This window comes from Bradyrhizobium sp., assembly GCF_049512235.1.
Classification (GTDB): Bacteria; Pseudomonadota; Alphaproteobacteria; order Rhizobiales; family Xanthobacteraceae; genus Bradyrhizobium.
Window position 1 is genome coordinate 1 of record NZ_JBEKXH010000111.1, and the last position, 16,171, is coordinate 16,171.

Annotated in this window: 15 protein-coding genes; 13 read left to right on the top strand and 2 right to left on the bottom strand. The window is 62.5% G+C overall.

The annotated features are described in order from the left end of the window. Nucleotides 1-197: 197 nt before the first annotated feature. Nucleotides 198-992: an SDR family NAD(P)-dependent oxidoreductase gene (locus ABSG20_RS12745; RefSeq protein ID WP_423864860.1), complete on the bottom strand. Its 795-nt coding sequence runs from the start codon at nucleotides 990-992 to the stop codon at nucleotides 198-200. A 134-nt stretch (nucleotides 993-1,126) separates the two neighbouring features. On the opposite strand from ABSG20_RS12745, the gene ABSG20_RS12750 reads away from it, so the two are divergent. The 13 genes from ABSG20_RS12750 to ftsH all read left to right on the top strand — a co-directional run bounded on the left by ABSG20_RS12750 (nucleotide 1,127) and on the right by ftsH (nucleotide 15,663). After that, nucleotides 1,127-1,543: a YciI family protein gene (locus ABSG20_RS12750; RefSeq protein ID WP_423864861.1), complete on the top strand. Its 417-nt coding sequence runs from the start codon at nucleotides 1,127-1,129 to the stop codon at nucleotides 1,541-1,543. A gap of 77 nt (nucleotides 1,544-1,620) precedes the next feature. Next, nucleotides 1,621-2,331, top strand: a complete 711-nt coding sequence (locus tag ABSG20_RS12755; RefSeq protein ID WP_423864862.1) for a TetR/AcrR family transcriptional regulator — start codon at nucleotides 1,621-1,623, stop codon at nucleotides 2,329-2,331. 128 nt (nucleotides 2,332-2,459) lie between these two features. Then, nucleotides 2,460-2,936, top strand: coding sequence for a DUF2852 domain-containing protein (locus ABSG20_RS12760; protein ID WP_423864863.1), 477 nt, complete (start codon nucleotides 2,460-2,462; stop codon nucleotides 2,934-2,936). Between the two features lie 395 nt (nucleotides 2,937-3,331). Beyond that, on the top strand, nucleotides 3,332-4,045 hold the full coding sequence (tolQ, locus tag ABSG20_RS12765) for a protein TolQ (RefSeq protein ID WP_423864864.1): 714 nt from the start codon (nucleotides 3,332-3,334) through the stop codon (nucleotides 4,043-4,045). A 36-nt stretch (nucleotides 4,046-4,081) separates the two neighbouring features. Beyond that, the gene (tolR, locus tag ABSG20_RS12770) at nucleotides 4,082-4,525 is read left to right on the top strand and encodes a protein TolR (protein ID WP_423864865.1); all 444 of its coding nucleotides are present in this window, start codon (nucleotides 4,082-4,084) and stop codon (nucleotides 4,523-4,525) included. Nucleotides 4,526-4,527: 2 nt separating this feature from the next. Next, a complete protein-coding gene (locus ABSG20_RS12775) occupies nucleotides 4,528-5,448 on the top strand; it encodes a protein TolA (RefSeq protein ID WP_423864866.1) in 921 nt (306 codons plus the stop codon). A 19-nt stretch (nucleotides 5,449-5,467) separates the two neighbouring features. Then, nucleotides 5,468-6,823 (top strand): Tol-Pal system beta propeller repeat protein TolB, encoded by a 1,356-nt coding sequence (gene tolB, locus ABSG20_RS12780; RefSeq protein ID WP_423864867.1) that lies wholly within the window; start codon nucleotides 5,468-5,470, stop codon nucleotides 6,821-6,823. Nucleotides 6,824-7,013: 190 nt separating this feature from the next. After that, a complete protein-coding gene (locus ABSG20_RS12785) occupies nucleotides 7,014-9,347 on the top strand; it encodes a putative bifunctional diguanylate cyclase/phosphodiesterase (protein WP_423864868.1) in 2,334 nt (777 codons plus the stop codon). A gap of 172 nt (nucleotides 9,348-9,519) precedes the next feature. Then, complete coding sequence (locus tag ABSG20_RS12790; protein ID WP_423864869.1) at nucleotides 9,520-10,260, top strand: N-acyl amino acid synthase FeeM domain-containing protein; 741 nt, start codon at nucleotides 9,520-9,522, stop codon at nucleotides 10,258-10,260. Nucleotides 10,261-10,570: 310 nt separating this feature from the next. Further along, on the top strand, nucleotides 10,571-11,062 hold the full coding sequence (gene pal, locus ABSG20_RS12795; RefSeq protein ID WP_423864870.1) for a peptidoglycan-associated lipoprotein Pal: 492 nt from the start codon (nucleotides 10,571-10,573) through the stop codon (nucleotides 11,060-11,062). Between the two features lie 243 nt (nucleotides 11,063-11,305). Continuing rightward, a complete protein-coding gene (gene ybgF, locus ABSG20_RS12800; protein WP_423864873.1) occupies nucleotides 11,306-12,319 on the top strand; it encodes a tol-pal system protein YbgF in 1,014 nt (337 codons plus the stop codon). Between the two features lie 93 nt (nucleotides 12,320-12,412). Continuing rightward, the gene (gene tilS, locus ABSG20_RS12805; RefSeq protein ID WP_423864874.1) at nucleotides 12,413-13,492 is read left to right on the top strand and encodes a tRNA lysidine(34) synthetase TilS; all 1,080 of its coding nucleotides are present in this window, start codon (nucleotides 12,413-12,415) and stop codon (nucleotides 13,490-13,492) included. Nucleotides 13,493-13,740: 248 nt separating this feature from the next. Then, nucleotides 13,741-15,663 (top strand): ATP-dependent zinc metalloprotease FtsH, encoded by a 1,923-nt coding sequence (gene ftsH / locus ABSG20_RS12810; protein ID WP_423864871.1) that lies wholly within the window; start codon nucleotides 13,741-13,743, stop codon nucleotides 15,661-15,663. Nucleotides 15,664-15,681: 18 nt separating this feature from the next. Here ftsH and ABSG20_RS12815 read toward each other — a convergent pair whose 3' ends face one another. Beyond that, the gene (locus ABSG20_RS12815) at nucleotides 15,682-16,134 is read right to left on the bottom strand and encodes a hypothetical protein (protein ID WP_423864872.1); all 453 of its coding nucleotides are present in this window, start codon (nucleotides 16,132-16,134) and stop codon (nucleotides 15,682-15,684) included. Between the last annotated feature and the right edge of the window lie 37 nt (nucleotides 16,135-16,171).

The window sequence follows — 16,171 nt, forward strand, 5'->3', positions numbered from 1 at the left end:
TGGGCTGTTTGACATTTGCATCGGTAGAGTTTTCCTGGCTGAATTGCCTCGCGCCCTGTTTTCGCGCCTGTATTATCAGGGATTATCAGGGGCCGATTTCATGGCTGTACCCCATCCGATGCATCAACAATTGAGCCGATCAGCCGGGGCGTGCTGGATACCCCGCATCCCGGGAGAGTATGACGGGTCTTTGCTTGTCAACCCTGCGAATTGGCTCGCCCGCCGCGCAGCGTCGGCAATCCGATGCCGGCGGCGTCGAAGCCGCCATCGACCGCGAGGATCTGGCCGGTAATGTAGCTGGCGCGGTCGCTGCACAAAAAGAACACCGCCTCCGCCAGTTCTTCTTCGCGGCCGTAGCGGTTGAGCGGAATGGCGTCATGATAATCGGCGCGGATTTCCGCGGTGTGGACGGCTTTCGCCATCGCGGTCTCGACCGGTCCGGGCGCCACGCCGTTGACGCGAATGCCCTCTGCGGCGAGCTCGACGGCGAGCTGTTTGGTCAGATGCGCGAGGCCGGCCTTGCTGGTGCCGTAGGCCGAGCGCAGCGTCGAGGCGCGCACCGCGGAAATGGAAGTGATGTTGACGATCGCGCCGCCGCCCTGTTGGCGCATCAGCGGCACCGCCGCCTTGGCGCAGAGGAAAGGCCCCGTGAGATTGACCTCCAGCACCCGGCGCCAGTCGTCGTCGGACGTCTCCAGAAGCGGCGCGAACACCGCGATGCCGGCGTTGTTGACGAGCGCATCGAGCCGGCCGAAGCGGCGCTCGATTTCAGCAAGCGCGCTTGCGACCGCGCCGGCATCGGAGACGTCGCATGGCAGCGCCAGCGTGTTGCCGGCATCCGCCAGCGCCGCGACGCTGTTGCACAGCAACTCGCCCTCGATGTCGAGCAGCGCCAAGCGCCAGCCATCGGCGAGGAAGCGCCTGGCCACCGCAAGCCCGATGCCGCGCGCGGCGCCGGTCACCAGCGCGACTTTTGCCGGGGCAGGGGTCATGGTTGTCCCTCGCTATGACTTGCGAAAAAACTCCGCCTGTTATGTCGGTGCCGCAAATCGCGCTTCGTCTTTTCTCTGGAGCGCTGGTTCGAAAGCCCGACACCGCGGCACCATAACCGAAACGGAGAGTAACAATGCGATTCATGATGCTGATGATACCCGGGGGATACGAGACCGCGGCACCGGGAACCATGCCCCCGGTGGAGGCGGTCGCCGCGATGATGAAATACAACGCGGCGCTGAAAGAGGCCGGCGTGCTGATCACGCTCGACGGGCTGCATCCGCCTTCGATGGGGGCGCGGGTTTCGTTCCCCGGCGGCAAGCCCGTGGTGACCGACGGGCCTTTCACGGAGGCCAAGGAAGTGCTCGGCGGCTACTGGATGATCGAGGTGAAGTCGCGCGAGGAGGCGATCGCCTGGGCGAAACGTTGCCCGGCTTCCAACCACGAGATCATCGAAATCCGTCAGGTGCAGGAAATGGCGGATTTCCCCGCCGAGGTTCAGGAAGCGGCGGCCGGATTTGCGGAACTGCAGGGAACTTGCGGGCGCTGACGTCTTGAACCGAGGGCCGCCCAGGGCTTCGTCTAGGCTAGTGACCTTGGCGTCCGGCTCATGTAAAAGCCTTTCACATGAGCTGGCGCAAGGAAGAACGCCGCGCCGAGCGCGGCTATCATCACGGCAATCTGAAAGAGGCGCTGCTGCAGGCGGCGCTCGGGCTGATCGCGGAAAAAGGCGCGGCCGGTTTCACCTTTGCCGATGCCGCGCGGATGGCCGGCGTCAGTCCGGCGGCGCCCTACCGGCACTTTCGCGACCGCGACGAACTGCTTTCCTCGATCGCGCAGCGCGGCTTCGAGCAGTTCGAGGCCTTGCTGACCCGGGCCTGGGATGACGGCCGGCCTGACACCGTCACGGCGTTCGAGCGGGTCGGCAAGGCCTATCTCGCCTTCGCCCGCGAGGAGCCGGCGTTCTATTCGGCGATGTTCGAGTCCGGGCTTCCCACCGACCTCAATCCGACCCTGATGGCGGCCAGCGAGCGGGCTTTCGGCATCATCAGAGCCGCCGCCGAGCGCCTGGCCGCGCTGGCGCCGCCGGGCAGGCCGCGGCCGCCGGCGATGATGATGGCGCTGCATATCTGGTCGATGTCGCATGGCGTCGCATCGCTGTTCGGGCGCGGCGACGCGGCGCGCCGCAAGCTGCCGATGTCGCCGGAGGAACTCCTGGAAGCCGAGCTTCTGATCTATCTGCGCGGGCTCGGTTTCCTGACCGACCGCCCGCCGGAGGCTCCGAAGGAATCGCCAGCCGAGCCAAAGCCCGCAGGTCCCTGGGGCACCCCGAAATAGGTTCAAAGCAGAACAAAAAATAAATTGGAAGGCGGCCCCCGCAGCCGGCTTGACAAAAATCCGCGATGGTTTACGTATGTAAATGTTATTTACATTCACAACGGCGTGATGCCGTCATGGAGAGGGAAATGGCCTACACCGCAGATGTCAATCGCTGGCGCGGCCCTGCCGAGGAGCCTGACCGCCCGCGTATGCTCGATTCGCCTTGGCACCCCGGCTGGATCGCCGTGACCGTGCTTGGATTCATTTTGTGGTGGCCGATCGGCCTCGCCCTTCTCTTTTTCACACTCGGGAGCAGAAAAATGGCTTGTTGGGGTAATCAGGACCGCTGGTCGAACAAGATGGAGCGGATGCAGTACAAGATGGAGCGGATGAAGAACCGGATGGAGCGCCGCGGCTTCCCGTTCGGTCCGGCATCGAGCGGCAACCGCGCCTTCGACGAATACCGCATGGAAACCTTGCGGCGGCTGGAGGAAGAGCAGACCGAATTCCGCGATTTCCTCGATCGGCTGCGTCACGCCAAAGACAAGGAAGAGTTCGACCAGTTCATGGCGCAGCATCGGCCGCGTCCGACGCCGCCCTCGGACGGTCCCCAGCCCCAGTAGTCCCCCAGGGGTCAAAGCCTTCAGGCCAGTGCCCCCATCAACCTGAAGGCGAATAGACCGCCCGTCTGCACGCGCAGATGGGCGGTTTTGTTGTGTCGGCCGGCAGCGTCTTTTGCCAACTGCCGGCCCTTTATCGCCGCATTTGCGGCAGCCAAAATCCCCTTTGGTAACCGCATATTAACCAGGATTAGCGTCTGGTTAGCGACGTAGAGACGCGCGGTTAGCCCTCGTTTTGACATGTTGGCAGCGGATGCAAGTCCCGGCTTCGGACGGGCCACCCATGCGACACCAAACCAGGCTCTCGCGCTGGCGCTAACCGCGGCGCCTTGTATACGGCTGCGGAACCGGCAGCCATTTGCTCCCACAGGGGCCCTTGCGTTGAGAGGATACTGCTCATGAATCCGGCCGACGTGGCTCAGTCTGCCCTGCCGCTGACATCCACCGACGTATCGCTGATCGCGCTGTTCCTGCAGGCTCACTGGATCGTGAAAGCGGTCATGCTCGGGCTGCTCGCCTGTTCGGTCTGGGTCTGGGCGATCGCGATCGAAAAGATATTGCTGTATTCGCGGACCAAGCGCGCGATGGACCGCTTCGAGCAGGCGTTCTGGTCCGGGCAGTCGATCGAGGAACTTTATCGCGCGCTCGCCACCAAGCCGACGCAATCGATGGCGGCCTGTTTCGTCGCTGCGATGCGCGAATGGAAACGTTCGTTCGAAAGCCAGGCGCGCTCTTTCGCCGGGCTGCAGATGCGGATCGAGAAGGTCATGAACGTCTCGATTGCCCGCGAGATCGAACGCCTGGAAAGCCGGCTGCTGGTGCTCGCAACCGTCGGCTCGGCCGGTCCCTTTGTCGGCCTGTTCGGCACGGTCTGGGGTATCATGTCGAGCTTCCAGTCGATCGCCGCCTCAAAGAATACCTCGCTGGCGGTGGTGGCCCCGGGCATCGCGGAGGCGCTGTTTGCCACCGCCATCGGCCTTATCGCCGCAATTCCAGCGACTATTTTCTACAACAAGTTCATCTCGGAGGTGAACCGGCAGGCCCAGCGGCTGGAGGGTTTCGCGGATGAATTTTCAGCAATCCTGTCGCGCCAGATCGACGAGCGGGCGTGATAGGCCTTATGGTGAGCGCAGCATGAGTATTCGATCATGGCGATGAACATGGCAGGCTCGTCCGGCGGCCGCCGCGGCCGGCGCCGCGCCGTGATGGCGGAGATCAACGTGACGCCGATGGTCGACGTCATGCTGGTGCTGCTGATCATCTTCATGGTGTCGGCGCCGCTCTTGACGGTCGGCGTGCCGCTCGATCTCCCGCAAACCCAGGCCAAGAGCCTCGACCAGGACAAGACGCCGCTGACGCTTTCGGTCGATGTCAACGGCAGGGTATTCATCAACGACACCGAAGTTCCAATGAATGAGCTGATACCCAAATTGAAGGCGATCACCGACGCTCGCGGCGGCATGGACGAGCGCATCTTCATGCGGGCGGACAAGAAGGCGGATTACGGAACCGTGGCACGGGTGATGGGCCAGTTGTCGGGCGCCGGCTTCAAGCGGCTGGCGCTGGTCACCGAAGTGGAGCAGGGGACCTGAGGTTGAAGGTCGACAAGGCACTCATTGCGTCCGCGGCCCTGCACGTCCTCGTGATCGGGTGGGGACTGATATCGTTCTCGTCCAGGGCATTCGAATCGACCGAGGAGTCCGTTCCCGTTGAATTCGTGACCGACGATCAGTTCTCCAAGCTCGCCGCCGGCATCAGGACCGGCGCGAAGGACGCGGCGAAGCCGCTGGTGGAAAAGGTTGCCGACGCCAAGCCGGTGGATGACGACATCGGCAAGATCACCGAGAAACAACCCATCGTGACCGATGCCGGCCCCGATCCGACGCCGGTGGAAAAACCGGTCGAGAAGAAGCCAGATCCGCCGAAGCCGGTCGCCGAGAGCAAGCCCAAGGACGAGCCGAAGCCGATCGAAAAGAAGCCGGATCCGCCCAAGGTCGATCCGATCGCGGAGACTTTGAAAAAGGAAGAAGCCAAGAAACCGGCCCCGAAGCCGCAACAAGCCAAGGCGGCGCCGCCTCCACCGGTCAAGAAACACGAATACAAGTTCAGCGTCGAATCCACCGCGGCGCTGCTCGACAAACGCGATCCCACGCGACAGGCTTTTGCCGGCGCGGAACTGAACTCGTCGGCGTCGCTCGGAGCCCCGCACGGCACCGCCGCGAGCTTGTCGCAGTCGGAAATGGGCGCGATGCGGGCGCTTCTCAAGCGGCTGTGGACCATTCAGGGTGACGAGACTCCAGAGGAATTAACTCTTACAGTGCGGATCTCGTTGAATCCGGATCGCCGCCTCGCCGCCCTCCCCCAGGTGGTCTCAGGCGGGAACACGCCACGCGCGAAGGCCGCGGCGGAGTCCGCGGTTCGAGCCATCATGCAAGGTCAGCCCTTTTCAATGCTCCGCGATGAGACCTATGAGCGGTGGAAATACATGGACATCGATTTTGGTCCCGAGATGTGAATTTGAGAGTGAGCCAGCCATGTCCGTGACGTCGTTTTCGCTTACCCCGTTGCCGCTGACCCGGCGCCGCGTCGTGCTCGGCGGCGCTGCTGCAATGCTGCTGCCCTCGCTCGCCAGCGCCCAAACGAAATTGTCGGTGCCCGGCGGTGAAGTCGCACCCATCCCGATCGCGATTCCGAACTTTGTGGCGGGATCGCCGGCGGACAATGAGGTCGGCGCCGGTGTCGCCCAGGTCATTACCAATAATCTCAGGCGCAGCGGCCTGTTCGCACCGATCGATCAGGCCGCTTACATCGAGCATATTTCCGACAGCGACAAGCCTCCGCAATTCCAGAACTGGAAAACCATCAACGCCCAGGCCCTGGTGGTCGGCCGCATCACTCGCCAGCCCGATGGGCGCCTGAAGGCCGAATTTCGCCTGTGGGACGTCACCACCGGTCAACAGCTGACCGGGCAGCAATATTTCACCTCGCCGGAATATTGGCGGCGGATCGGGCACATCATTTCCGACCAGATCTACGAGCGCCTGACCGGAGAGAAGGGCTATTTCGACAGCCGCGTGGTGTTCGTCGATGAAACCGGGGCTGCGGAACGGCGCGTCAAGCGGCTGGCGTTGATGGATCAGGACGGCGCCAATGTCCGCTATTTGACGCGCGGCACCGACCTCGTGCTGACGCCGCGGTTCTCGCCGTCGACCCAGGAAATCACCTATATGGAATTCGGCCAGGGCGACCCCAAGGTTTACCTCTTGAATATCGAGACCGGGCAGCGCGAGATCGTGGGTAACTTCCCCGGCATGACGTTTTCGCCACGGTTCTCGCCGGATGGCCAGCGCGTGATCATGAGCCTGCAGCAGGGCGGCAATTCGAACCTGTTCGTGATGGATTTGCGTTCGAAAGCGACCACGCGTCTCACCGATACGCCGGCGATCGATACCTCGCCGTCTTATGCGCCTGACGGCAGCCGCATCTGCTTCGAATCCGACCGTGGCGGCAAGCCGCAGATCTACGTGATGCCGGCGAGCGGCGGACCTGCGCAGCGTATCTCTTTCAGCAAGGACGACAGCAACGGCAGCTATTCGACCCCGGTGTGGTCGCCGCGCGGCGACTACATCGCCTTTACCAAGCAGGGCGGCGGACAGTTTTCGATCGGCATCATGATGCCCGACGGCTCGGGCGAGCGCATTCTCACCTCCGGTTTCCACAATGAGGGGCCGACCTTTGCGCCGAACGGCCGCGTCTTGATGTTCTTCCGCGATCCCGGCGGCAACAGCGGGCCCTCGCTGTTCACCGTGGACATTTCCGGACGCAACGAACAGCGGGTTCCCACCCCGGGCTTCGCGTCCGATCCGGCGTGGTCACCCCTGCTGTCCTGAAGATCGGCCCGCCTGATCGCCGGCAGCCCTGCGCAGCCGCCGGCGAAAGCTTGGCTATCAAGCAACTGGATTTACCGGGATATCTCGGCTGTCCGGGCTGGAAGCAACATCCCGGTAACGATGTTCCCTCAGGAAGACTTCATCTACGCGCTGTAGAAATTCGGACTGAACAGGAACGCGTACAACCAAAATGCAACTTGCAAGTCTGAGCGGAGAGTCCGATCAGAAGCTGTCGCCGTCGATTCGCGCGGCCTTGATCGATTCGCTCTTCGAAACTCCTGCTCCCCTGCTTGCGGGTATCGTCTTCGTGGCCATCGCGGCGGCCATGACGGCGCTGAAGACCGGAGAACATCTGATCTGGGGGTGTGTCGCGCTTCTCATCGTGGCCGGGGCTGTCCGGGTGTTCGACTTGCAGCAGTACCAGGCGCGCAAATCGACCCTGACTGCCGATGAGGCTGCGCGGTGGAAGAGGCGCTATCAGATCGGGGCGATGATCCAAGCCATTGCGATCGGCATCTGGGGCTCCACCACTCTGTTGAGCAGTGACGATGCCGTGGCCCACATGATTTGTATATCTGTCACCACCGGGATCGTGGCGGGAGGTGCGGGCAGGGCCTATGGACATCCGTCGATATTCCAGCGGCAGGTTGCACTTAGCTTCGGTCCGACGGCGATCGCGCTGGCCTGGCGTGGCACACCCTATTACGTGGCTATGTCAGTCGTGTGCGCCGTGTTTATTGTGGCTCTCATGCAACTCGCGGCTAATTTGCATCGAATATTCATGCGGGCGCTTGTGGCGCGCGAGCGCGAGGCGGCGCTGGCCGGTCAGTTCGACACCGCGCTGAATAACATGCCGCACGGCCTTTGCATGTTTGCCGCCGACGGTTGTCTTGCGGTCATGAATCATCGTTTCACCGCGATGATGAATCTGCCGGATGATCTCGTGCATCGCAGCGCCAGCGCGCAGAAAATCGTTTCGGCGTGCGTCGTCGGCGGATCGATCTCGGCGGCGAGCGGGAAGATGATCGTCTCGGAAATCGAGAACTCGCAGGCGAGGGAGATCGTCACCACCGATCCCGATGCCGCTCGAGGCCGCTGGCTGTCATGGAAATTCCAGCCGATGGCCGGCGGCGGCGCCGTCGTGCTGCTGGAGGACATCACGGAACGGCGCAACGCCGAAGCCAGGATATCTCATTTGGCGCGTTACGACGAGCTTACCGCGCTTCCCAATCGGGTCAATTTCCGCGACGAGATCGAGCGTCTCCTGGGGCTTCCGCATCACGCCGAGCAAACGTCGGCGCTGCTGTTCATCGACCTCGATCAATTCAAGCAGGTCAACGACACCCTGGGGCATCCCTGCGGCGACCAGCTGTTATGCGCCGTCGCCGACCGATTGCGCGCCATTCTGAGCCCGGAGGATTTCGTGGCGCGGTTCGGCGGCGACGAATTCGTGGTGTTTCAGCAGAATGTCGGATCGACCGAGGAAGCCGCTGATCTGGCGCGTCGGATTGTCGATGGCCTCAGCGAGCGCTACGAGATCGACAATCACCTCGTCGAGATCGGCGCCAGCGTCGGGATCGCGATGACGTCGCCTGCGGGTATCAGCGCCGACACGCTGCTGAAGAACGCGGACATGGCGCTCTATCGTGCCAAGGCGGACGGCCGCGGGACCTTCTGTTTCTTCCGCGACGAGATGGCGCAAACCGTCGAGGCCCGCCGCATTCTGGAGCTTGATCTGCGCAAGGCGCTGGCCGAAGAGCAATTCGAGCTGTTCTATCAGCCGCTGGTCAATCTCAAGTCCGGGCGCATAACGACCTGCGAAGCGCTGCTGCGCTGGAATCATCCGGTGCGGGGCACGGTTTCCCCGGTCGATATCATTCCGGTCGCCGAGGAAATGGGCCTGATCATCGACCTCGGCCGCTGGATCCTGCGCAAAGCCTGCATGGAATGCATGATGTGGCCCGAAGCCGTCAGCGTCGCCGTCAATTTTTCGCCGCAGCAGTTCCATCAGCGCGACCTGCTGGGCGAGGTTTGCTACGCGCTGGAGGTGTCGGGGTTGCCCGCGCACCGCCTCGAAATCGAGATCACCGAATCCTCGTTGTTATCCAACACCCAGCTGACCCTCGATGTGCTGTCCCAACTGCGCGCCATCGGCGTGCGGATTGCGCTGGACGATTTCGGCACCGGCTATTCCAGCCTGAGCTATCTGCATAATTTCCCGCTGCATAAGGTGAAGATCGATCGCTCTTTCCTGGAGGGGATCGACAGCGACCGTCCGCTGACCCTGCTGCGCGGCGTCGCCCGGCTGAGTGCCGATCTCGGAATGGCGGTGGTGGTCGAAGGCATCGAGACCAGCGAGCAACTGGAGCTGATCAGTGCCGACGGCACGGTGACCGAAGCTCAGGGCTATCTGTTCAGCCGGCCAGTGCCTGCGGTGCGGATCCGCCAGTTGCTGAGGGCGTCGCACGGCGTCCGTATGCCAGCTCAGCAACTGCATGTCCTTGCCGGGCGCTCGATCGCCTGAAGACTCGACCGTTCATCCAGGTCAACGCGTCATCTGATGCCTTTCGGTTCTGTCCGGAAATGGTTAACCCTAACGCCTCGAACTCTTTGCAATCTCAGGTCACCTTCGTTAACATGATGTTAACATACCCTGTTACGCGTAGAAGCTGCTGTAGGGTTGCTAGGAGTAAGGCATGAGGACCGGAGCCGAACCGCGCACTTCGCTTTGTGTGCGGGGATCAGGGCTGCTTGATCGCGTCGATTACCGACCCGCCGAAACTGCTGAGGAGAAAGATCGTATTTATTTGATGCGTTACAGAGCTTATCTGGAGAGCGGATTGATCTTGCCGTCAGAATCTCTGCGCGTCAGCGATCGTTATGACGATGCGCCCAATGCCTGGACGTTCGGAATTCACGTTGACGGAGAACTCTGTAGTTCTATTCGCCTCCACGTCCTGACCCCAGAATGCCGGATGTCCTATGCAACCGAATTGTTCGGCGATGTTCTTCATCCTCGCCTCGATCGAGGCGAAGTTTTCGTCGATCCGGCTCGTTTTGTTGCAGACCCCGAAAAAGCCCAGCGGTTTCCGGAGCTTCCCTATCTGACGCTGCGGCTGGCCTATCTGGCATGCGAATATTTCAACGCCGATACCGGGCTCGCGCTCGTTCGCGCCGGGCACCAGTCGTTTTATCGCCGGGTGTTTTTGCACGAGACCATCGCCGAGCCGCGTTCGTTTCCAAACGTATCGAAGAAGGTGGCATTGATGGCTTCCGGTTTTCGGACCCTGCGGGAACAGGTCCTGGCCCGTTTTCCCATTATGCGTTCCAGCGAATTCGAACGCCGGATGTTATTTCAGCGCGCCGGGACGCAGCTTTCAGCCTTGCCCGAAATGGTGACCCCGTTCGAGCGCGCAACGATGGCCCCGCAGCCCTGATAAAACCGCTTTCTTGCCTGCGGATATGCCCGCGATTTGGGCAGCCTCGTTAATTCAGCCCGATGATGGTGTGACCCATCCACCGCAATGGTTCTGGAATCGAACCGGAAATGGCCTGTCCCTCTGTGCCTCCGCTTGCCTTCACCGTCGCGCCACATTTACAACTCATTAAGCATGGCGGATGCTTTTCGCCGTTTGTCGGCATTTGATCGGGTCTGGCAAGGCCCCGTCAAGGTTGACGGAACGTTCGCTTAACCATCGGCCTGTAGACCGGAAACAGTCGAAAAAACGTGAGCGCGGAGGCTCCGGAATGAAATATCAGATAGGCATCCTCCAGGGATTGAAGCTGGCTGCCGTGCTGGCGGTGGCGCTGTCGATGGGCGCCTGCGCCAACAAGAACCTCGGCGCGGACGGCGCCATGGCCAGTGCTTCGACCCCGGGCAGCCAGCAGGATTTCGTGGTCAATGTGGGTGACCGCGTGTTCTTCGAGAGCGACCAGACCGATTTGACGCCGCAGGCCATCACGACGCTGGAGAAGCAGGCGCAATGGCTGCAGACCTACAGCCGTTATTCCTTCACCATCGAAGGCCATGCCGATGAACGTGGGACCCGCGAATACAACATTGCGCTGGGTGCGCGGCGCGCCCAGTCGGTTCGCACGTTCCTCGCCTCGCGCGGCATCGATGCCAGCCGGATGCGAACCATCTCATATGGTAAGGAACGCCCGGTTGCAGTTTGTAACGACATCTCGTGCTGGTCGCAGAACCGTCGTGCCGTCACCGTTCTGAACGCCAGTTCCTGACGTCGGGTTCTTGCAAAGTCGATCGCCGGCGTCTTCGGGCGCCGGTTTTGTTTGGTGACTTGGCCCGCTTTTCGCGTACGTGATCACACCGGCCAGCCCTGCCGCTTGATTGTTTCGTGGACGACACTAGACCATGCGGCAGCAGGGCGCGCCGGATTTGGCACTCGAGTCACATTTTTGGCGCACTCCCTGCTTCAATGTGTTCCGCTTTCGATGTCACGCCGGTTTCGTCGTCAGGGCAAAATGTCATCTAGATTTCATAGATTTACCCGCGCCGTGGCACTCTCGGCGCTGCTCGCGCTGGCCTCGCAGGCTTCGGCGCAATCCGATGACGCCGACCCGGAAATGCGGATCCAGCAGCTCGAAAATCAGTTGCGCCAGCTCACTGGCCAGAATGAGGAGTTGCAATACCGCAACCGACAGCTCGAAGAGCGCTTGAGGCTCCTGCAGGGAGGGGCGCAAGCCGCTCCCGGCGGCCCGCCCGCCCCGCCAGCCGTCGCCCAACCCGGTATGGCCGCGGTCGCTCCGACGCAGCCCAATCCACCCCCACGGCAGTCGGGTTACGACCAGATTGCTGCTCCGGCGCCGATCGTGCAGGAGCCAGTTCCTCAGGGTGCACCGCCGGGTCGGCGTCGCAGCGACGCCTTCGATCCCAACCAGAGCCCCAGCGCCCCGGGGGCGCCGCGCGCGCTCGGGGGTGGCCAGCTCCCGATTCCGGCCGAGGGCCCTGTCGGCACGCCGGGCGGGCGCGGAACAGGGGAACCGCTCGATCTTGCGACCGCCGGCGGTATGGCCAATCCGGCGGGAGCATCGCCAGCACCGCCGCCGCGCAACCCCAATGCCGGCGGCGGGCTGACTACTTTGCCGCCGTCAGCAACTCCGAAGGACGAGTTCGACCTCGGCATCGGCTACATGCAGCGCCGGGATTACGCGCTCGCCGAGGAAACCATGCGCAATTTCGCGCAGAAATACCCCAGCGATCCCCTGACGGCGGACGCGCAATATTGGCTCGGGGAGAGCTTTTTCCAACGCCAGCTCTATCGCGACGCAGCGGAATCCTTCCTTGCAGTGACTACCAAGTTCGATAAATCAGTGAAGGCCCCGGACGCCTTGCTGCGGCTTGGACAATCACTGGCCGCTCTGAAAGAAAAAGAAGCCGCCTGCGCCGCCCTGGGCGAGGTGACGCGGAAATATCCCCACGCCTCGGCCGGCGTCAAACAGACTGTCGATCGCGAGCAAAAGCGGGTTAAGTGTTAGCTTGTGATCGACGCAAGCGTGAACGGCCTGGCCATCGCGCTCGGATGTTGATCCCGGACCTTGTCCGCGCTGGAAACCGGGTTTGCGAACGCCATGCCCGACGACGATTGCCCGATCTCGGCACAGGATGCCAAACGGCTGTTTTCGGAGTGGAAGTCTGCGCCTGCGATTGTCCTCGCGGTTTCCGGCGGCCCCGATTCGGTCGCGCTGATGTGGCTTGCGGCGCGCTGGCATCGCGCGTTGGCGCGCGGCCCCCGCCTGATCGCCGTGACGGTCGATCACGGCTTGCGTCCCAAGTCCGCAGCCGAAGCGCGTGAGGTCAAGCGTTTGGCGCGCGCACTCGATCTGCCGCATCGCACGCTGCGCTGGACCGGCACCAAACCGAAAACCGGGTTGCCGGCGGCGGCACGGAGCGCGCGTTACCGGCTGCTGGCGCAGGCGGCGCGGGCCGGCGGCGCGACGCACATCTTCACTGCCCATACCCGTGACGATCAGGCCGAGACGCTTTTGATGCGCCTGGTGCGCGGCAGCGGCATGGCCGGTCTGGCGGCAATGGCGCGCGTCACCGAGCGCGAAGGCCTAAAGCTTGCGCGCCCATTCCTGAATGTTTCGAAAGCGCAGCTGATTGCGACTCTCAAAAAGGCAAGACTCGGCTTCGCGGACGATCCGACCAACCGTGACCTCAATTTTACTCGGCCTCGGATCCGCACGTTGATGCCGGTTCTGGCCGCCGAGGGGGGCGATAGCCGCAATCTGGCACGGCTGGCGTCGCGGCTTGCCCGCGCCAACACCGCGGTGGAACGGATGGTCGATGGCGCCGAGCACTATCTCGCGCTGAGGGATCGCCAAGCTTCGCAAGCGAAGCCTGCGATCAGCGGTCTTGATGTCAAGCGTGTTGATGCAGGGGGGTTCGACGCGGTGGCTTTTGCCGCGATGCCGGAGGAAATCCGGGTGCGGCTGTTGCTCCGCGCGATCGACCGGTTCGGCCGCGAGGGGCCGGCGGAACTCGGTAAGGTGGAAGCCTTGCTGGCCGCGCTGGACCGGACCATGGCCGAAAGCGTGGCAGGCTGCCGAAAAGGGTTGAAACAGACCCTCGCCGGTGCACTGGTGAGCTTGGTCGACGAGCGGATCCGCGTCGAACCGGCGCCGCCACGGCGCCGCCGGCAAAGCTGAAGACTGGACCGAAGTACCGCCGGCCGCCGCGGTGCACGCCCTTGCAGGGTCTTAACCACCTCCAAAGGCACTGGTTTCACCGCCATTATTTGAACGGGAATCACGCTACACTGCGTTAAATAGTCCTGCGTGGTTCCCTTGGCAGCGACCGCCGCGGCACCTAAATTGCTATGAAGTCGACCGAGGGATTCCCTCGTGCCTGCCCAAGGACATAAGGCCGCGATCCGCGCGACCACGAAGGAAGACCGATGAACGCCAATCTGCGCAACTTCGCCCTCTGGGTCATTATCGTTTTGCTGTTATTGGCATTGTTCACCCTGTTCCAGAATCCGGGTCAGCGCACGTCGTCACAGGACATCTCGTTCTCGCAGCTTTTGACCGAAGTCGATCAGAACCACGTCCGCGACGTCGTCATCCAGGGCCCGGAAATCCACGGCACCTTCACCAATGGCTCAAGCTTCCAGACCTACGCGCCGAACGACCCGACGCTGGTCTCGCGGCTGTATAACGGCAAGGTTTCGATAACCGCGAAACCGCCCGGCGACAACGTGCCGTGGTTCGTATCGCTCTTGGTCTCATGGCTGCCGTTCATCGCGCTGATCGGGGTTTGGATCTTCCTGTCGCGGCAGATGCAGGGCGGCGCCGGCAAGGCAATGGGTTTCGGCAAGTCGCGCGCCAAGATGCTGACGGAAGCGCATGGCCGCGTCACGTTCGAGGATGTCGCCGGCGTCGACGAGGCCAAGCAGGACCTGCAGGAGATCGTCGAATTCCTGCGCGATCCCGGCAAGTATCAGCGGCTCGGCGGACGAATCCCGCGCGGCGTGCTGCTGGTCGGTCCTCCCGGCACCGGCAAGACGCTGATCGCGCGCGCGGTTGCCGGCGAGGCCAACGTACCGTTCTTCACGATCTCGGGTTCGGATTTCGTCGAGATGTTCGTCGGCGTCGGCGCCAGCCGCGTCCGCGACATGTTCGAACAGGCCAAGAAGAATGCGCCCTGCATCATCTTTATTGACGAAATCGACGCGGTCGGCCGCCATCGCGGCGCCGGCCTCGGTGGCGGCAATGACGAGCGCGAGCAGACGTTGAACCAGTTGCTGGTCGAGATGGATGGCTTCGAGGCCAATGAAGGCGTAATCCTGATCGCGGCCACCAACCGGCCCGATGTGCTCGATCCGGCGCTATTGCGCCCGGGCCGGTTCGACCGCCAGGTAGTGGTTCCGAATCCGGATGTCGTCGGCCGCGAACAAATCCTCAAGGTTCATGTCCGCAAGGTGCCGTTGGCGCCAGATATCAACCTCAAGACAATCGCCCGCGGTACCCCCGGTTTCTCCGGCGCCGACCTGATGAACCTGGTCAATGAAGCCGCACTGACCGCTGCGCGGCGCAACAAGCGTATGGTGACGCAAAGCGAGTTCGAGGAAGCAAAGGACAAGGTCATGATGGGCGCCGAGCGCAAGTCGCTCGTGATGACCGAGGAAGAGAAGATGCTGACCGCCTATCATGAAGGCGGCCACGCCATCGTCGGCCTCAACGTGATCGCGACCGATCCGATCCACAAGGCCACGATCATTCCGCGTGGCCGCGCACTCGGCATGGTGATGCAGCTGCCCGAGCGCGACAAGCTGTCGATGTCACTGGAGCAGATGACCTCGCGGCTGGCCATCATGATGGGTGGACGGGTCGCGGAAGAACTGGTGTTCGGCCGCGAAAAGGTCACCTCCGGCGCCTCGTCCGATATCGAGCAGGCGACCCGGCTGGCTCGCATGATGGTGACGCGCTGGGGGCTCTCCGAAGCGCTCGGCACCGTCTCCTACGGCGAGAACCAGGACGAGGTTTTCCTGGGGATGTCGGTGTCGCGCACGCAGAACGCCTCCGAGGCGACGGTTCAAAAGATCGACACCGAGATCCGGCGTTTTGTGGAGGAGGGCTACAATCAGGCGACCAAGATCCTGACCGAGAAGCGTGCCGATCTCGAGGCGCTGGCCAAGGGGCTGCTCGAATTCGAAACCCTGACCGGCGACGAGATTCAGGATCTGCTTAAAGGCAAGAGGCCAAACCGCGAGTCGGTGCTGGAGCCGACCACCCCGCGCACTTCGGCGGTGCCGCCGGCTGGCAAGCCGCGTCCGCGTCCCGATCCAGACCCCGGGCTGGAGCCGCAGCCGCAGGCGTAAGAATTCACGGGCGAAATTTCAGTACTTGTCCTTTCCGCCCTGGCGAAATACGTCCAAGGCCTCGCTTTGCAGGCGAGGAGGCTCCGGTATGGATGTCTTTTTTCTCGCCTTGATCTGTTTTGCCGGCGGTGCTGACGGATGGGACGTACCTGCAGCGAGCGCCTTCAAATGCTGACGGCGCCACGCCGGTGCTGCTCCGTTGAGCTTGAGCTCTGGATGATGCTGATCCAGACGCGTCAAGAGGCTTGTCACCTCGCCGTCCTTGAGCCCTTCAAGCACCAACTCGAACGAATTATCGCCGAGCGCTTTTTGAATATCGCGCAGCGCGTCGATACCCACTGACTTCGCTTTCAGGCATTTGACCACCAGCACGCGCGCGGCCTTGTCTACGTCGGCGCGGATGGAAGTAAAAATACCGGCATGCGCGCCAAGCCGACGCAGGACGTCAAAACCGTCAAGGGCTATGGACATTGAGCACCTCTTCTATTTCGTGGACCAAGTGCGAAAG

What these genes read in the sequence shown, in the direction of transcription:
- ftsH (WP_423864871.1), top strand. Translation starts at nt 13,741, where the DNA reads ATGAACGCCAATCTGCGCAACTTCGCCCTCTGGGTCATTATCGTTTTG.
- ABSG20_RS12815 (WP_423864872.1), bottom strand. Translation starts at nt 16,134, where the DNA reads ATGTCCATAGCCCTTGACGGTTTTGACGTCCTGCGTCGGCTTGGCGCG.
- ABSG20_RS12785 (WP_423864868.1), top strand. Translation starts at nt 7,014, where the DNA reads ATGCAACTTGCAAGTCTGAGCGGAGAGTCCGATCAGAAGCTGTCGCCG.
- tolR (WP_423864865.1), top strand. Translation starts at nt 4,082, where the DNA reads ATGGCGATGAACATGGCAGGCTCGTCCGGCGGCCGCCGCGGCCGGCGC.
- tolB (WP_423864867.1), top strand. Translation starts at nt 5,468, where the DNA reads ATGTCCGTGACGTCGTTTTCGCTTACCCCGTTGCCGCTGACCCGGCGC.
- ABSG20_RS12760 (WP_423864863.1), top strand. Translation starts at nt 2,460, where the DNA reads ATGGCCTACACCGCAGATGTCAATCGCTGGCGCGGCCCTGCCGAGGAG.
- ABSG20_RS12755 (WP_423864862.1), top strand. Translation starts at nt 1,621, where the DNA reads ATGAGCTGGCGCAAGGAAGAACGCCGCGCCGAGCGCGGCTATCATCAC.
- ABSG20_RS12790 (WP_423864869.1), top strand. Translation starts at nt 9,520, where the DNA reads ATGAGGACCGGAGCCGAACCGCGCACTTCGCTTTGTGTGCGGGGATCA.
- ybgF (WP_423864873.1), top strand. Translation starts at nt 11,306, where the DNA reads ATGTCATCTAGATTTCATAGATTTACCCGCGCCGTGGCACTCTCGGCG.
- ABSG20_RS12745 (WP_423864860.1), bottom strand. Translation starts at nt 992, where the DNA reads ATGACCCCTGCCCCGGCAAAAGTCGCGCTGGTGACCGGCGCCGCGCGC.
- ABSG20_RS12750 (WP_423864861.1), top strand. Translation starts at nt 1,127, where the DNA reads ATGCGATTCATGATGCTGATGATACCCGGGGGATACGAGACCGCGGCA.
- tilS (WP_423864874.1), top strand. Translation starts at nt 12,413, where the DNA reads ATGCCCGACGACGATTGCCCGATCTCGGCACAGGATGCCAAACGGCTG.
- pal (WP_423864870.1), top strand. Translation starts at nt 10,571, where the DNA reads ATGAAATATCAGATAGGCATCCTCCAGGGATTGAAGCTGGCTGCCGTG.
- tolQ (WP_423864864.1), top strand. Translation starts at nt 3,332, where the DNA reads ATGAATCCGGCCGACGTGGCTCAGTCTGCCCTGCCGCTGACATCCACC.